The following is a 15,164-nucleotide window of genomic DNA, read 5'->3' on the forward strand; positions in this document are numbered from 1 at the left end:
TGTGCTCGTTACAGGAATCCAGCGAGGGCGCGTCTGCGCCGTGGATGAGTTGCCGTTACGAACGGAGTCTCCTGCGCCCAGAGACTTGGGCGCGCTGGATCCCTGAAACGAGCACAGGGACGAGGGTGGGTGGATGCCTGCGCTGGATTCCTGCTGCACAGGATGGGGTACTTGATCTTGACACATCTCCCCACGCGCCCTTAGCATCCCGCCCGCGTCTTCCCACCACCGGGGCCGCATCCAGCCGTACCAACGGACAGAGGTTCCAAATGCGCCGAGTCACTTCTCACGAAAATCGCATCCGAATTTCTGAGAAGTTGGTGGTTCATGCGCACTTTGAATCTGGGCATCCTCGCCCATGTGGATGCAGGCAAGACTAGCCTTACCGAAAGACTGCTTTTCAACGCCGGCGTCATCGACAAGCTCGGAAGCGTCGATACCGGCGATACACAGACGGACAATCTCGAACTCGAGCGGCAACGCGGCATCACAATCCGGGCCGCGGTCGTGTCGTTTGCGATCGGCGACCGGACCGTCAATCTGATCGACACACCCGGCCACCCGGATTTTATTGCCGAGGTCGAGCGGGTGCTGGGATTGCTGGATGCCGCGGTCGTTGTCGTCTCGGCGGTCGAAGGCGTGCAGGCTCAGACGCGCGTGCTGGTGCGTGCGTTGCGCCGGATGGGCGTTCCCTTCGTCTTCTTCGTCAACAAGGTCGATCGGCTCGGCGCGCGCTATCAAGAGGTATTGGCAGCACTTGCCGCGCACCTTTCAGTCCGGCCGATCGCCATGTCCACGGTTATCGATGCCGGCAGTAAACTTGCGCGGGTGGAGGCGCTCGCTCCCAAAGACGAACCGCTCTTTTCCGCGCTCTGCGAGGCGCTCGGCGAAAACGACGAGGCGTTGCTCGATGACTATGTGCTCGCTCCCGACCGCCTGACCGGTGAAAGGCTCGGGCGTTCTCTGGCCGATCAGGTGGCGAGGGGCCAGGTGCATCCGGTCTTGGCGGGGGCCGCGATGACCGGCGCCGGCATATCAGCCCTGGCATCGGCCATTGGGACGATCCTGCCCGAGCGGCGCCCCGATCCGGATGGTCCGGTCGCCGGCAAGATCTTCAAGATCGAGCGCGGCTGGGGCGGGGAAAAACTGTGTTATCTCTCCCTGACTTCGGGCACTGTCCGGCTCCGGCAATTTCTGGACCTGCCCAAGGGGCCGGAACGGGTAACCGCGATCCAGGTGTTCGAGGAGGGCCGGGTCCATGGCGCCGATGGCCTCCGCGCCGGGCAGATCGCACGCGTCAGCGGTCTCGCCGGCGCGCGGATCGGCGATGCGGTGGGTGGCGATCCCGTTGGTCCGCAGGCTCACTTTGCGCCGCCGACGCTCGAAACCCGCGTTCTTGCCCGCCGCCCTTCCGACAAGGCGGCGCTCTGGCTGGCGCTGAACCGGATGGCCGAACAGGACCCGTTGATCAATCTGCGCCGGAACGAGGAGACGGACGAGGTCTTCGTATCGCTTTATGGCGAGGTGCAGAAGGAGGTTATCCAGTCGACCCTGCTGACGGATTTCGGCCTCGAAGCAAGCTTCGAGGAAAGCACGGTCATTCTGGCCGAGCGGCCTGTGGGGATCGGAGCCGGCCTGCAGATCCTCTTCAAGGAACCCAATCCGTTCCTGGCGACGGTCGGGCTGCGGGTCGAGCCGCGGCCTGCCGGAGCCGGCAACAGCTTCGCGCTCGAGGTGGATGTCGGCCAGATGCCAGTCGCCTTCTATCGGGCGGTCGAGGAAACAGTATTCGAAACGCTGAAGCAGGGGATTTCAGGCTGGCAGGTCATCGATTGCCACGTGGCGATGACGGCGGCCCGGCACAGTTCGCCGGCAAGCACCGCCGCCGATTTCCGGCAGCTGACGCCCTGGGTGCTGGCCACGGCGCTCTCGGCCGCACAAACCGTGCTCTGCGAGCCGGTCGATCGCTTTTATCTCGAGGCGCCGGCTGAGAGCTTGAGCGGTGTGCTCACTTTGCTTGCGAAATCCGGTGCCACGACGATGGATTCGGTGATCGTCGATGGCGTCGCCCGGCTGGACGGCACGATGGCCTCTCAGATGGTGCGGAACGTCCAGCAGCAATTGCCTGGGCTGACGAGCGGGGCAGGGACGATGGAGACCGCTTTCGATCATTATGCTCCGGCAGCGGGTCCGCCGCGCTTGCGCCGGCGTTCGGGGACAAATCCGTTCAACCCCGTCGAATATCTGCTGCGTTTGCGCGGGAGTGTTTAAAGTCGCGCTCGGTCGGGGAACATAGGCCTTCCCCGGCTGTTGTCATCTCAAAGTTTGGAAGCTTCCATGCCCGACATCGATACGTTTCTCACCTTTTATGTTGCCGTTCTGGCCATTCAGCTATCGCCGGGGCCGGACATGATGCTTGTCATCGGGCGAGGTGTCGGGCAGGGCCGGCGCACCGCTCTTCTGAATGCAATCGGCATCACTCTCCTTGCCGGGGTAATCCAGATCTCGTTGCTGATCCTGGGCGTTGCATCGCTGCTCCAAGCCTCGCCGGTCGCTTTCGACATTCTGCGCTGGGCGGGAGCCGCCTATCTGGTCTGGCTAGGCGCCAAGCTGATTTGCGGGGCAGGCCGGAATGGCTGCGGCGCACGGGCGGCGGCGCAGTCTGTTACGACTGCGAGAGCGCTTCGCGAGGGTGCGATCAACAATCTCACCAATCCGAAAGCGCTCGTCTTTCTCTTCGCCTTCCTTCCGCAATTCGTGAACCCCGAGAGCTCCTGGCCGGTCGCGGTGCAGCTTCTTCTTCTTGGGGCGGTGACGAAGCTTTCGAATTTCGTCATCCTCAGCTCCATCGCATTCGGCGCGGGCACGTTCGGCGGCTGGCTTTCACGCCGCCCGATGCTGATCGCATGGCAGGAGAGGTTCGCCGGTATCGTGATGATCCTCCTTGGCCTCCGGCTCGCCCTTTCGGGGGATGCTCGAGCTGCCCGATAGCCCTCATCTTCCTACGACACGAAGACAGCCGCCGAAGTCGAGCTTTCCACGACTTCGGCGGCTACTGGCATTTCACATCAGGGCGGCCGCCGAAGCGGCCGGCCTTCCATTTCCTCAGGCCGCCAGCGAGGCGATGTCGATGACGAAGCGGTAGCGGACGTCGCTCTTCAGGACGCGCTCATAGGCTTCGTTGACCTGCTGGATGTTGATCTTCTCGATCTCGGAGACGATGTTGTGCTCGCCGCAGAAATCGAGCATTTCCTGGGTTTCCTTGATCGAGCCGATCATCGAGCCGGAGATGCTCTTGCGGCCGGGAATGATCGAGAAGGCATGCACCGGGATCGGATTCTCCGGCGCGCCGACGACCACGAACGAGCCATCAACCTTCAGCAGGCCGAGGTACGCGTTCCAATCGATCTCGGCGCTGACGGTGCAGATGATCAGGTCGAACGTGCCGGCAAGCTTCTTGAAGGTTTCCGGGTCATTGGTGGCGTAATATTCCTTGGCGCCGAGCTTTAGCCCGTCTTCCTTCTTAGAAAGGCTCTGGGAGAGAACGGTGATATCGGCGCCCATGGCCGAACCCAGCTTGACGCCCATATGTCCGAGGCCGCCCATGCCGACGATCGCGACCTTCTTGCCGGGGCCGGCATTCCAGTGGCGCAGCGGCGAATAAAGCGTGATGCCGGCGCAAAGCAGCGGCGCGGAGGCGTCGAGCGGCAGATTGTCAGGAATGGACATGACATAGCCCTCCTTGACGACGATCGAGTCGGAATAGCCGCCCTGGGTGCGCGTCTTGCCGTCGGCTTCGAAATCATTGTAGGTGCCGCTGAAACCCGGCATATACTGTTCGCGGTCGAGGTCGCGCTCGGCGCAGCCGATGCAGGAATCGACGAAGCAGCCGACGCCGACGCGGTCGCCGACCTTGAACTTGGTCACGGCGGAGCCGACGGCCGAGACGATACCGGCGATCTCATGGCCGGGCACGATCGGATAAACGGCGTTCTTCCATTCGTTGCGGACGGTGTGGATGTCCGAATGGCAGATGCCGGCAAACTTGATGTCGATGACGACGTCATCCGGGTTGGGATTGCGGCGCTCGAAGGTGAAAGGGGTCAACGGCTTGGAAGCGTCGGTTGCGGCGTAGCCTCTTGCAATAGGCATGGGAACCTTCCTTTTCGTTTTGGGAGGGGGTTGAGCGGGATGGCGGACTATTGCCCGGAACGGCGGGAGAGGGTTAGAGCGATCCTCTCAGCTTTTTGCACGATCCTGCAAAAGTGAGGAGCCCGCCTGTTTGCGAAATGGCTGAAGCACTCTAGATAGAGGCGGTATCGACGGCGTCAGAGATTGACAGAAAGAGTTGCCGCATGACTTTGCCCTTCAGCCCCTATCAGGAAATCGTCGAGATCGCGATGCGCTTTGCGCCTAATGACGGTGAGTTCTCGACCGCTATTGGCAATCTTCATGTCAGCCGCCGGTCCAAGCCCAGCGATCCCTTGCACAGCAGCTACCGGCCCTGTTTCGCCTTCGTGCTGCAGGGGGCCAAGAGCCTGCAGCTCGGTACGGAGCAGATCAGCTACGGGACCGGCGATTATCTCCTGACCTCGCTCGACCTGCCGGTTGCCTGGCGGGTCACGGAGGCGAGCCCCGAGGTGCCGCATCTCTGTCTCGGGCTGGCGATCGATTCCGAGAAACTGCTGGAGCTGCTGAGCCGCATCGATGTTCCTCGCCCAGCCGCCCATACCGACGGACAGCGCGGCATGGTGGTGAACGTCGCGCCGCCGGAACTGATGGACGCCGCCGTCCGTCTGCTGCGCTTGCTCGATCGTCCATGCGATATTCCCGCCATGGCGCCGCTGATCGAGCAGGAAATCCTTTACAGGGTGCTGACCGGGCCGCACGGTGCGCGGCTGATCAACATCGCCACGGCAGACAGCCACAGCAACCGGATCGCGCGTGCCGTCGCCTGGCTGAAGGAGAATTTCGCGCGCCCGCTGCGCATCGAAGACCTTGCCGAGCGCGTCAATATGAGCGTGTCGTCCTTCCATCATCATTTCAAGTCGGTGACGGCGATGACGCCCGTCCAGTATCAGAAGCAGCTTCGCCTGCACGAGGCGCGCCGGCTGATGCTCATCGAGCGGCTGGACGCGGGCACTGCCGGCCACCGAGTCGGTTATCAGAGCCCGTCGCAATTCAGCCGCGAATATAGCCGCCTCTACGGCGCGTCGCCGGCCCGCGATGTCGACGGCGTGCGCGAGATGATGGCGGCGGAATAGCGCCGAGGGCGCCGGCGTCGGCGCGGCTGCCGGCCAGCCATTAAAGGATGTTTGACCTTTCCCGGCTAGGCTGGCGCCATCAAACAAGCAGGCACCGCCGTCCGCATGACGCAAGCACCGTTACTTTCGATCGTCGCGCCTTGTCATAACGAGGAAGAGGGCCTGCGCGAATTCTGCCGCCGAGCCGCCGCCGCCGCGCAGAGCGTCGTCGGCGACACCTTCGAGCTCATCCTCGTCGATGACGGCTCATCGGATGGCACTTGGGAGATCATTTCGGATCTGGCGGCAAAAGTGCCGCAGGTGCTCGGGGTCCGTCTCCTGCGCAATCACGGCCACCAGCTGGCATCGACGGCCGGTCTTTCGGCGTCGCGGGGCGAGTGCGTGCTCCTGATCGACGCCGATCTTCAGGACCCGCCCGAACTGCTGTTGATGATGATGCCGATCATGGAGCGCGGCGCCGATGTCGTTTACGGCCAGCGCACGCGCCGCGAGGGCGAAACCTGGTTCAAGCTCGCCTCCGCGTCGCTCTTCTATCGTACGCTCTCCAGGCTCGCTTCCGTGACCATTCCGCGTGACACCGGCGATTTCCGGCTGATGCGCCGGCGCGTCGTCGATATCCTGCTTGCGATGCCGGAGCGCGATCGTTTCATCCGCGGCATGGTCAGCTGGATCGGCGGCCGGCAGGTGGCTCTGCCTTACGAGCGGGACGCGCGTTTTGCCGGCGCGACGAAATATCCGCTGCGCAAGATGATCAATTTCGCGCTCGATGCGATCACCAGCTTTTCGACGACGCCGCTGCGGATCGCCACATGGCTCGGCATGATCAGCGCCGGTGTGGCGGTGACGATGCTGGTCTATACCTTCGTTCGCTGGCTGCAGGGCGAGACGGTCACCGGCTGGTCGTCCATCATGGCCGCCGTCAGCGCCTTCAGCGCCATCCAACTGATCTGCATCGGCATCATCGGGGAGTATCTTGGCCGTCTGGTCCAGGAGAGCAAAAGGCGGCCGATGTTCATGATCGAAACGATACTGCGGGGCAGCGAACACGCCGAGCTGCCAATCGCCTTTTCGGAGATGGGTGCCGGCGAAAAGCGCGCCGCGCTGGATTCGGCCTTCGGATTCGAAGAGTCGCAAAAGAGTAATCGGATCGGATAATGGACCAGATTTCCACGCCTGGTGTAGCCGCAGCCGGCTTTGATGAATTGGCAGCCCGGCAGGATTCCACCATTGCGATCGCCGTTTTCGTGGCATTTGTCGCCATCCTAGTAGTGTTATTCCGCTTTCCGCCAATTCTTGATTACGCTAATCACTATGCTCGTATCTGGCTTCTATCCGGAGGCATCGGCGAGCAGCCGTTTCCCCAGATCTATGGCGTGGATTGGAACCGCACCTTCACCAACGTCGGCATGGATCTCCTGGCGATCTGGATAGGGCCGCTTGTCGGCGCAGACAGGCTGGCGCGCGCCTTGCTTTTTCTGGCGATCGTGCTGCCGCCGCTTGGCGCGATCGCGCTGCACCGGACGCTTTTCGGCAGCCGGTCCTATTGGCAGATCGCCATGTTGTCGCTTGGTTGGTGCGCCACCATGATCGGCGGCTTCATCAATTTCCAGATCGGTCTCGGCATGGCCTTGTTCTTCGCCTGCGCCGATCTTCGGCTGCAGCGCCGCAACTTCGCCCTGCTGTTTGCCTGGCGGCTTGCCGCCGCGCTGCTGCTGACGGTGATGCACATCTTCTCGCTCGGCTTCTATATGGCGATCATCTACGGGCTCGAATTTTCCTGGCGTTTCGACATCTTGCGATCGAAGTCCTGCCTGGTGAGGCTCGCCAGTCGGTTAACGCTGGCGCTGGGTGCCTGCGTTCTGCCGCCGTTCGCACTCTATCTCCGTTCGCCAGCTTTGCCCGGCGCGGGTGATAATGGCCTTGCTCTTGCCTGGAATGACAGCGTCGTCCTGATTGTCATGAATTTGCTCTCCCCGATCACCACATACATTCCGCTGGTAGACGTGGTGATGGTTCTGCCGTTGATTCTCATCTGCACACGTGCTTCGCGCGCGGGCGATATCCGCGTCCATGCGGGGCTTGCCGTGACCGCCAGCGGACTGCTGCTGCTCTCTTGTGTTTCGCCTCGCCATATGCTCGGAACCGGATGGATCAGTTGGCGCTTTCCGATCATGACGGCGTTCGTCGCCATGGCGATGGTGTGTCCTTTCGCCAGTCTAACGCGCCGCCAGGCGCTGTTGCTGGGGCTTGTCGTCAATCTCGCGGTTTTCGGCCGGACGGGCTGGGTCGGTTGGAACTGGTGGCTTGCACAAAGGGACGTCGCTGCCGTTGAGACCGTACTAAAGAAGGTGCCGGCCGGCGCGGCCGTTCTGCCCCTGGGGCATGACCCCAGGATGGTGAGCGGCCTTGCGCACTCCAGCCGGTATTTTTTCTTCAGAGAGGAGACTTTCTGGCACCTGCCGACGCTTGCCACGCCTTTCGCGCATGCGTTTGTGCCGACGCTCTTCACCGCGAAAGGCAAGCAGCCGCTGTCGGTTCTGACACCATGGTCTGAGATCGCGGTCCCCGAAGGCAATCTGCTGTCGATCGGCGTGCTTTTGTGCCCGGAAATGATGCAGGTCTATGAACACTTTACACCCTATCTGTCGGACTGGCGCGGACGTTTCGATTTCATCCTCGTCGCGAACGCCGATATTCCCGACCGCTATGTCGGCACCCTGATGCCGGCTGGTTTGACGCTGATCGAGGATGCCGGTTTCGCCAAGCTCTACGCGATCGACAAGGCGGCGCCGGCGGAATCTCTTTCGGTTCCTGCCGGTTGCGCGGCGGCTCTATGAACCGCCGCCTGCCCTGAGATCGAGCGCAAGCTGTCGCGCTTGCCGTGCAGTGTCTTCATCGCAAATCAACACGTTGCCCAGGCCTGACAGCAGCACGGCTGCGATCGCCTGCGCCTTGTTCAGGCCGCCTGACGCGAAGACGACATTGGGAATGGCGCGCAGAGCTTTCAGCTCGGGAGCGATCGCGCACCTGTTTATCGCATGGTCGATCGGCTGCCCGATCTTATCGACGAACTGGCCGAGCACGTCACCACAGGCGCCGGCTGCGAGCAATTCCTCTATGTTGATGTTGCGCGGCAAGCCGTAGCGCATCAGCAGCGAACGCTCGGTCATGTCGCCGATGCTGAGCACGATGACGTCATTGGTCTCGATCTGTCGAAAGGCCGATTCAAAAACATCCTGTTGGACAATTGCCGTCCGCGATTCCGGGCTGCCGGCATAGATCGGCGCAGCAAGATAGGAGCATTCGGCATTGAGCTGGCGGGCAAGGTCGCTCGCAATGTCAAAGGTATTGATTTCAATGCCGTGCGTCAGCCCGCCCATGACAGAATTGACGCAGATATCAGGCCGTTTGAGGGAAGGCATATGCCGCACCATCTCGCGGAGTGTCGCTCCCCACCCGACGCCAACGCCGCGGATACCGCCGCCGTTCAGCAGCTGGACGAGATAATCGGCTGCCGCCTGGCCGAGCAGGACGGGGATCAGTTCCGCATCCTCCGGCGTCGGTACGATAATCGCCCGATTGAGGTTGAATTCTGCCGCCAGCTGCTGCTCCAGGGCGACACAAGAGGTCAGCCGGGAGTTGAGGGTGATCGTCACAAGGCCGGATCGGCGCGCCTCGGCGATGATCTTGTTGACGCGGAGCCTGTTGGTCGAAAGCGCGTCCGCGATTTCACCCTGGGTGCGTCCCTCCATGTAATAGAGCCATACGACGCGCACCTGCATCTGCTCGTCCGGCAGTGCTACGGGCGCGGAAGAAGCACTTCTGTTCTGTGACATGCAACTGCGCCTCCGTTTCGACGCCATGGATCTCAAATCCCCGGCGCTTGTCAATCGCAGGGGCCTGTCGTCAGCCGCTTCACCGCGGTCAGTCGGTTCGCCGGCCGGTCGACTTGTTGAAGGGATGCAAAGCTTCCATGCGCAGATGACACGAAATGCGGTCGTTTTCCCGCAGACGTCGATCGCTATGCACGCTCGCGACGATGCGCTTCCGGCTGTCATCGATGCGCAGATGCACGTTATTCTCATCGCCAACGGTTTCGATCAATTCGACATGGGCTTCGAACCGGAGATCATGCGCCGATCCGACGCCGAGGTTGATCGAACCGGGTCTGATGCCGACGAGATCCGTGTTTCTCGGAAGCGCGAGGTCGCTGGGGCCGAGTTCATCCAGATCGATCAGGTTCATCGGCGGAGAACCGATGAAGCCGGCAACGAAGACGGTTTCAGGACGGCGATACACCTCGATCGGTGTCCCGATCTGCTCAATTCGGCCGCCGTTCATGACGACAAGCCTGTCGGCCAGGGTCATCGCCTCGAGCTGGTCGTGGGTCACATAGAGGCTGGTCGTCTTGAGCTGCCGCTGCAACCTGCGGATTTCGACTCGCATTTGCACGCGAAGCTTCGCATCCAGATTGGACAACGGTTCGTCGAAGAGGAAGGCGGCCGGATCGCGGACGATGGCGCGGCCCATGGCAACGCGTTGGCGCTGTCCGCCCGAGAGCTGACGGGGGCGTCTCTCGAGGAATTCGCCGATTTCGAGAATGTCGGCGGCGTCAGCGATCCGCCGGTCGATCTCGTGGCGAGGAACGCGGCGGTTCTTGAGGCCATATTCGAGATTCTGCCGAACGGTCATATGAGGGTAGAGCGCGTAGTTCTGGAAGACCATCGCAATGTTGCGGTCGGCCGGATCGACATGGCCAACGTCCTTGCCTGATATCCTGAGGTGCCCGGAGCTTATGGCTTCGAGCCCCGCGATCATCCGCAGCAAGGTCGATTTTCCGCATCCTGATGGCCCGACCAATACGATCATTTCGCCGTCCGCGACGGTCAGATTGATCCCTTTCACCGCGGGAACCGGTCCGTAGTTCTTCTTCAAGTCGATCAGTTCGATAGCCGCCATGGCATCCTTCCTCCGGGGTCGTCATACATTTGTAACATGCTATTGACATTTGTAACAAGTAACCCCAACCTTGTTTTATCGCCACTCTGGGAGGGGTTGACCGGCGCTCGACGCGCCGGTCGGCGAACAAGGCAATGGAGAGGAAAACGAAATGACGGCAATGTCTTCGATAGGGTCCCTTATGAGGCGGACGATCCGGTCATTCGCGGCGGGCGCTGCACTGGTGACGCTCGGATTGGCAAATACGGGCGACGCCAGCGCAGCCGATCGCGTCAAGATCGAATGGTGGAATGCGGCAGGCGGCCGCCTGGCTGAAATCACCAACCAGCTGATTAAGGACTTCAACGCCTCGCAGGACAAATACGAGGTCGTCGGCATCGGCAAAGGCAATTATGAGGAGACGATGGCGGCAATGGTGGCCGCCTATCGCGTCCGCCAGCAGCCGGTGCTGATCCAGGCGGCCGAGCGTGGCTTCCTGACCATGTCTAATTCCGGCGCCATTATTCCGGTGCCAGAGCTGATGGAGAAGGAAGGCTACAAGATCGATTGGAACGATTTCGTCGCTCCTGTCGCCGGTTTCTATCTCGTCGATGGGAAGCCGGCGGCAATGCCCTTCAACAGCTCGACGCCGATCTTCTGGTACAATGCCGATCACTTCAAGGCAGCTGGGTTCGACAAGCCGGGCGAGACCTGGCAGGAGCTCGACAAGCAGCTGCGGGCTATCAGGGAGAAGGGCGTTTCGAAGTGCCAGATGGCGCTTGCGAACGACTTCTACTGGAGCCTGATCGAAAACTATGCGGCGATCCAGGATCAGCCTTACGGCACAAAGGCGAATGGCTTCGGCGGCCTCGATACCGAATTCATCTTCAACAAGAGCCCGCTGATCGTCGGTCAGGTAACGCGCCTCAAGACGTGGCTCGACGCCGGCATCCTGCAGATTGCCGGGCAGGGCCTCTCGCCCGACCAGCTGTTCACCTCGGGCACCTGCTCGACCTATGTGGCCTCCACCGCGGCGCATGCTGCTGTCGAGAGCGGTGCGAAATTCAAATGGAGTGCAACCTTCCTGCCGCATGAGGAAGGCATCGAGCCGAAGAACAGCACGATCGGCGGGGGTGCACTCTGGGTCTTGAAAGGCAAGTCGGAGGAAGAATACGCAGGCGCGGCCGCCTTCCTGGACTTCGTCGCTTCACCTAAGACGCAGGTCTGGTGGAGCAAGCAGACAGGCTATGTTCCAGTTACGAACGCTGCCTATCAACAAGCCAAGGCCGAGGGCTACTACAAGGAGCACCCGACCCGCGAGATCGCCATTCTCCAGCTCACGCGCGGCACGCCGACCGACAATTCACGCGGCTTCCGCTTCGGCAATCATAACCAGTCCATGGCGCTTTTGGTGGAAGAGATCCAGGGCGTGTGGACCGGCCAGAAGACACCGCAGCAGGCGCTGGATGCCGCAGTGGCTCGCGGAAACCAGATCCTTCGGCAGTACGAGCAGCTTCATGCAGCAAAGTAGGACCTTCGGAACGATCGGAGGCGCCGCTCGGCGCCTTCGCATCTCGGATATTCTTTCGACGGGTCGTTCGATCGCGCGGCCGTCGGAGGCCGGGTTGAAGTCGGCCCACTTCAACAAGCCATGGCTTGCGTTCGGCCTGGTTGCGCCGCAGCTGCTGATCCTCCTATTCTTCTTTTTCATACCGTCTTACAAGGCGCTGTCGCTGGCCTTCGTTCAGGTCGATCCGTTCGGCGGTACACAGATTTTCGTCGGCTTGGAGAATTTCTACAATCTCTTTTCAAGTCCGGAATATCGCGCCAGCGCGCTATTCACGCTGTGGTTCACCGTCGCGCAGAACGCTGCAACGCTGCTGATTGCCGGCCTCTTTGCCTTCGCGACCGATTTTGTGATCAGGGGCAGGGGAATTTATAAGAGCATCATCCTGCTGCCCTATGCAATTGCCCCGGTCATATCAGGCGTCATCTGGGCTTTCCTATTCAATCCGGCGGTGGGACCGATCGCACAGTTTCTGCATGGGCTCGGCTTCGAATGGGATCCGAACCGGCGTCCCTTCGACGCGCAGCTTCTGGTGACGATCGCCTCGGTCTGGAAGAATGTCTGCTACGACTACATCTTTCTCGTCGCCGCATTGCTGGCCGTGCCTGCTTCGCTTCTCGAGGCGGCAAAGCTGGATGGCGCAAGACCTGTCCGGCGCTTCTTCACGATTTCGCTTCCGCTGATCTCACCGACGATCTTCTTCCTCGTGGTGATGAACTTCGTCTACGGGCTGTTTGAAACCTTCGGCATCATCGACGCCGTCACCCGCGGCGGCCCGGCGGGAGCGACGAACAGCCTGGTCTACAAGGTCTATCAGGACGGCTTCGTGCAACTGGATCTCGGCTCGTCGGCCGCCCAGTCGGTGCTTTTGATGCTGATCGCCATCCTGTTCACCATCGTTCAATTCCGCGCTCTCGAGCGCAAGGTCAATTACCAGGTGTAGTCATGCCCGAACGTCATCTCGGTCTATCGATCTTCTGCCACGCGATCTTGCTCGCCGGTGCGGTTTTCGTCTGCCTGCCTCTCTATTTCGCCTTCGTCGCCGGCTCGCTCACCTTGCAGGAGGTTCAGCAGGCGCCTTTCCCGGTGGTGCCGGGCAGGCATTTCTTTGAAAACCTGGCGGCGGCCTGGCAGCAGGGTGAATTCTCCCGGCTGTTCCTGAATTCGATCATCGTCACCGCCGGCATCGTCATCGGCAAGCTGGCGATCTCGCTGATTGCTGCATTCGGCGTGACCTATTTCCGCTTCCCGTTTCGCATGACGGCGTTCTGGCTCATCTTCGTGTCGCTGATGCTTCCGGTCGAGGTCCGCATAATCCCGACCTATGAAGCGGTCGCCGATGCCGCCGGGCCGGTCCGCTGGCTAGCCGGGACGATTGGTCTTTCCGGGGTCGTCGAACAGCTGACGGGATACAGCATCGAGGCCTCGTTGAAATGGAACATGGTCAACAGCTATGGCGGGTTGATCCTGCCGCTGATTGCCTCTGCCTCGGCCACCTTCCTGTTCCGGCAGTTCTTCCTGACGGTTCCCGATGAGCTTTGCGAGGCAGCCAAGCTCGACGGCGCCGGTCCCTTGAAATTCTTCAAGGATATCCTTCTTCCGCTGTCGAGCGCCAACATCGCGGCCCTGTCGATCATCCTCTTCCTCTATGGCTGGAACCAGTATTTGTGGCCGCTGCTCTTCACCACCGGCAAGGAAATGGGAACGGCGGTGCTCGGGCTGAAGCAACTCGTTCCCGTCTCGGACTCCGCGCCCGCCTGGAACATTGCGATGAGCGCGGCGCTCCTCGTCATGCTTCCGCCTGCTGCTGTCATTCTTTTCATGCAACGCTGGTTCACCAAGGGGCTGGTGGACTCCGGAAAGTAACGCGAAATCCCAAGGATATTCAGACGATGGTGCATATCATCGGCCACCGCGGTGGCCGCAATCTATGGCCCGAGAACAGTCTCTCGGGCTTCCGCAAACTTGCGCAAATGCCGGTCGATGGCGTGGAATTCGACGTCCACCTGACACGAGCGGGAGAGATGCTCGTCATCCATGACCCGACGCTCGAGCGCACGACCGACGCGCAGGGCCCGGTCGCGGACCTCAACCCCGGAAAACGCCGAGAAGTCCGCCTCAAAGAGAGCGACGGGGAGACCATCCTGACGCTGGAAGAGGTGCTCACCGTCTTCAAGTATACCGCGCTCGAGCTTCATATCGAACTGAAGACCCAAGCCGACGGAACGCCTTATGAAGGGCTTGCCGCCAAAGCCTTTGCCGCCGTCAACCGGCTTGACCTGCGACAGCGCTCGATCCTGACGAGCTTTCATCCCGAGGTGCTTGCCGACATTCGCAAGGTCGCTCCTGGAATTCGAACCTTGTCGTCCTTCGACACCAAGTCGGTCGAACGCCTCGGCCTGGCGAGCGGCCTCAGCCTGATGTTGCAGCGCTCGGATATCATCGCCGTGGAAAAGTCGTTGCTTCAGGCGAAGTGGGACGAGATCACCCAGCTCGTGCCGCTCGACCGCCTCGGCGCCTGGGTTCCGAACGAAATCAGTGATCTCGAATATTGGCTTGCCAAACCGATCCGGCAGATCACCACGGACCGGCCGGATCTCGCCTTGCGGGCGCGGAGGTGAGGCATGCTTAATAATCGTTTCGATTATCCCGGAATTCCGGGGGGCATGGACAGCATCGATTTGGTGATCTTCGATTGCGACGGCGTGCTGATCGACAGCGAGCCGATCGCCAGCCGTACGCTCGCCGAAACGCTGCAAGGCGCCGGCATTGCCATCAGCGCGGCGGAGGCTCATGTCAAATTCACCGGCAATTCGGAAAGCATCATTGCAGAAATGTGCCGTCGCGAATACGGGATCGGCGACGTCGCCGCGCTGTTCGAGAGGTGGCATCTTCATCTGTTTGAGGAATTCGCGCGCTCGCTGATGCCGATTGCAGGCATTGCCGAGGTCGTCAACAGCCTCGACCGCCCGAAATGCGTCGCCTCGAACAGCACGATGCAGCGGCTGCGCAACAGCCTGGGCAAGCTCGATCTCTGGAGCGCCTTCGGCGAGGGCGTGTTCAGCGCGGAACTCGTCCCGCGGCCGAAGCCGGCGCCCGATCTGCTGCTGCATTGCGCCGATCGCTTCAAGGCCCGTCCAAGCAAATGCGTCATGATTGACGACAGCGTCCACGGCGTGGCGGCAGCAATTGACGCAGGCATGACGGCCATCGGCTTCGTCGACCCGGCCGATCCGAGGCCCGGCCGCCGCGCGGCCCTGGACGCTGCCGGAGCGGCCGCCGTCGCGACAGGGGCAGCGGAGCTCACCGCTATTCTCAAAACTGTTGGAGGGAGGCTGTGACGGCATCTGCCCAGCGTGTTGGCCTCCTTGCCAAGTGGCCGCGACTGCGTAATG

General features: G+C 61.4%; 13 protein-coding genes. 10 read left to right on the forward strand and 3 right to left on the reverse strand.

Annotated elements, in window-relative coordinates:
• Positions 1-327: 327 nt before the first annotated feature.
• Both GA0061105_RS06525 and GA0061105_RS06530 read left to right on the forward strand, forming a co-directional pair.
• Complete coding sequence (locus tag GA0061105_RS06525) at positions 328-2,271, forward strand: elongation factor G (RefSeq protein ID WP_092748867.1); 1,944 nt, start codon at positions 328-330, stop codon at positions 2,269-2,271.
• A gap of 66 nt (positions 2,272-2,337) precedes the next feature.
• Positions 2,338-2,991 (forward strand): LysE family translocator, encoded by a 654-nt coding sequence (locus GA0061105_RS06530; protein ID WP_092748870.1) that lies wholly within the window; start codon positions 2,338-2,340, stop codon positions 2,989-2,991.
• Positions 2,992-3,105: 114 nt separating this feature from the next.
• Here the strand turns inward: GA0061105_RS06530 and GA0061105_RS06535 are convergent, their stop codons facing one another.
• On the reverse strand, positions 3,106-4,152 hold the full coding sequence (locus GA0061105_RS06535; protein ID WP_064694615.1) for an NAD(P)-dependent alcohol dehydrogenase: 1,047 nt from the start codon (positions 4,150-4,152) through the stop codon (positions 3,106-3,108).
• A 203-nt stretch (positions 4,153-4,355) separates the two neighbouring features.
• Between GA0061105_RS06535 and GA0061105_RS06540 the strand changes: the two genes are divergently transcribed.
• The 3 genes from GA0061105_RS06540 (at position 4,356) to GA0061105_RS06550 (ending at position 8,101) form a co-directional block, all read left to right on the forward strand.
• Positions 4,356-5,264, forward strand: a complete 909-nt coding sequence (locus tag GA0061105_RS06540; RefSeq protein ID WP_092748872.1) for an AraC family transcriptional regulator — start codon at positions 4,356-4,358, stop codon at positions 5,262-5,264.
• Positions 5,265-5,369: 105 nt separating this feature from the next.
• Positions 5,370-6,419 (forward strand): glycosyltransferase family 2 protein, encoded by a 1,050-nt coding sequence (locus GA0061105_RS06545; RefSeq protein WP_092748874.1) that lies wholly within the window; start codon positions 5,370-5,372, stop codon positions 6,417-6,419.
• Complete coding sequence (locus tag GA0061105_RS06550; protein ID WP_092748876.1) at positions 6,419-8,101, forward strand: hypothetical protein; 1,683 nt, start codon at positions 6,419-6,421, stop codon at positions 8,099-8,101. The genes GA0061105_RS06545 and GA0061105_RS06550 overlap by 1 nt, the downstream gene beginning before the upstream one ends.
• Here GA0061105_RS06550 and GA0061105_RS06555 read toward each other — a convergent pair.
• Both GA0061105_RS06555 and GA0061105_RS06560 read right to left on the reverse strand, forming a co-directional pair.
• Entirely contained in the window at positions 8,096-9,100 is a 1,005-nt protein-coding gene (locus GA0061105_RS06555) for a sugar-binding transcriptional regulator (RefSeq protein ID WP_092748878.1), read from the reverse strand. The two genes, GA0061105_RS06550 and GA0061105_RS06555, sit on opposite strands and share 6 nt — an antisense overlap.
• 88 nt (positions 9,101-9,188) lie before the next feature.
• On the reverse strand, positions 9,189-10,223 hold the full coding sequence (locus GA0061105_RS06560) for a sn-glycerol-3-phosphate import ATP-binding protein UgpC (protein WP_092748880.1): 1,035 nt from the start codon (positions 10,221-10,223) through the stop codon (positions 9,189-9,191).
• A 151-nt stretch (positions 10,224-10,374) separates the two neighbouring features.
• Between GA0061105_RS06560 and GA0061105_RS06565 the strand changes: the two genes are divergently transcribed.
• Genes GA0061105_RS06565 through GA0061105_RS06585 form a run of 5 tightly spaced genes read left to right on the forward strand, consistent with a single transcriptional unit; the run spans position 10,375 to position 15,110 of the window.
• Entirely contained in the window at positions 10,375-11,733 is a 1,359-nt protein-coding gene (locus tag GA0061105_RS06565; protein WP_092748882.1) for an extracellular solute-binding protein, read from the forward strand.
• Positions 11,720-12,712, forward strand: a complete 993-nt coding sequence (locus GA0061105_RS06570) for an ABC transporter permease subunit (RefSeq protein WP_064694608.1) — start codon at positions 11,720-11,722, stop codon at positions 12,710-12,712. Before GA0061105_RS06565 ends, GA0061105_RS06570 begins: the two co-directional genes overlap by 14 nt.
• 2 nt (positions 12,713-12,714) lie before the next feature.
• Positions 12,715-13,635: an ABC transporter permease subunit gene (locus GA0061105_RS06575; protein WP_092748884.1), complete on the forward strand. Its 921-nt coding sequence runs from the start codon at positions 12,715-12,717 to the stop codon at positions 13,633-13,635.
• Positions 13,636-13,661: 26 nt separating this feature from the next.
• On the forward strand, positions 13,662-14,390 hold the full coding sequence (locus GA0061105_RS06580) for a glycerophosphodiester phosphodiesterase family protein (protein WP_092748886.1): 729 nt from the start codon (positions 13,662-13,664) through the stop codon (positions 14,388-14,390).
• A 3-nt stretch (positions 14,391-14,393) separates the two neighbouring features.
• Positions 14,394-15,110 (forward strand): HAD family hydrolase, encoded by a 717-nt coding sequence (locus tag GA0061105_RS06585; RefSeq protein WP_092748888.1) that lies wholly within the window; start codon positions 14,394-14,396, stop codon positions 15,108-15,110.
• Positions 15,111-15,164 lie beyond the last annotated feature (54 nt).

Source organism: Rhizobium aethiopicum (assembly GCF_900094625.1).
Lineage (GTDB): Bacteria > Pseudomonadota > Alphaproteobacteria > Rhizobiales > Rhizobiaceae > Rhizobium > Rhizobium aethiopicum.

Coding starts and splice junctions, on each gene's coding strand:
- GA0061105_RS06535 (WP_064694615.1), bottom strand. CDS start 4,152: ATGCCTATTGCAAGAGGCTACGCCGCAACCGACGCTTCCAAGCCGTTG.
- GA0061105_RS06550 (WP_092748876.1), top strand. CDS start 6,419: ATGGACCAGATTTCCACGCCTGGTGTAGCCGCAGCCGGCTTTGATGAA.
- GA0061105_RS06560 (WP_092748880.1), bottom strand. CDS start 10,223: ATGGCGGCTATCGAACTGATCGACTTGAAGAAGAACTACGGACCGGTT.
- GA0061105_RS06540 (WP_092748872.1), top strand. CDS start 4,356: ATGACTTTGCCCTTCAGCCCCTATCAGGAAATCGTCGAGATCGCGATG.
- GA0061105_RS06555 (WP_092748878.1), bottom strand. CDS start 9,100: ATGTCACAGAACAGAAGTGCTTCTTCCGCGCCCGTAGCACTGCCGGAC.
- GA0061105_RS06585 (WP_092748888.1), top strand. CDS start 14,394: ATGCTTAATAATCGTTTCGATTATCCCGGAATTCCGGGGGGCATGGAC.
- GA0061105_RS06580 (WP_092748886.1), top strand. CDS start 13,662: ATGGTGCATATCATCGGCCACCGCGGTGGCCGCAATCTATGGCCCGAG.
- GA0061105_RS06530 (WP_092748870.1), top strand. CDS start 2,338: ATGCCCGACATCGATACGTTTCTCACCTTTTATGTTGCCGTTCTGGCC.
- GA0061105_RS06545 (WP_092748874.1), top strand. CDS start 5,370: ATGACGCAAGCACCGTTACTTTCGATCGTCGCGCCTTGTCATAACGAG.
- GA0061105_RS06575 (WP_092748884.1), top strand. CDS start 12,715: ATGCCCGAACGTCATCTCGGTCTATCGATCTTCTGCCACGCGATCTTG.
- GA0061105_RS06570 (WP_064694608.1), top strand. CDS start 11,720: ATGCAGCAAAGTAGGACCTTCGGAACGATCGGAGGCGCCGCTCGGCGC.
- GA0061105_RS06525 (WP_092748867.1), top strand. CDS start 328: ATGCGCACTTTGAATCTGGGCATCCTCGCCCATGTGGATGCAGGCAAG.
- GA0061105_RS06565 (WP_092748882.1), top strand. CDS start 10,375: ATGACGGCAATGTCTTCGATAGGGTCCCTTATGAGGCGGACGATCCGG.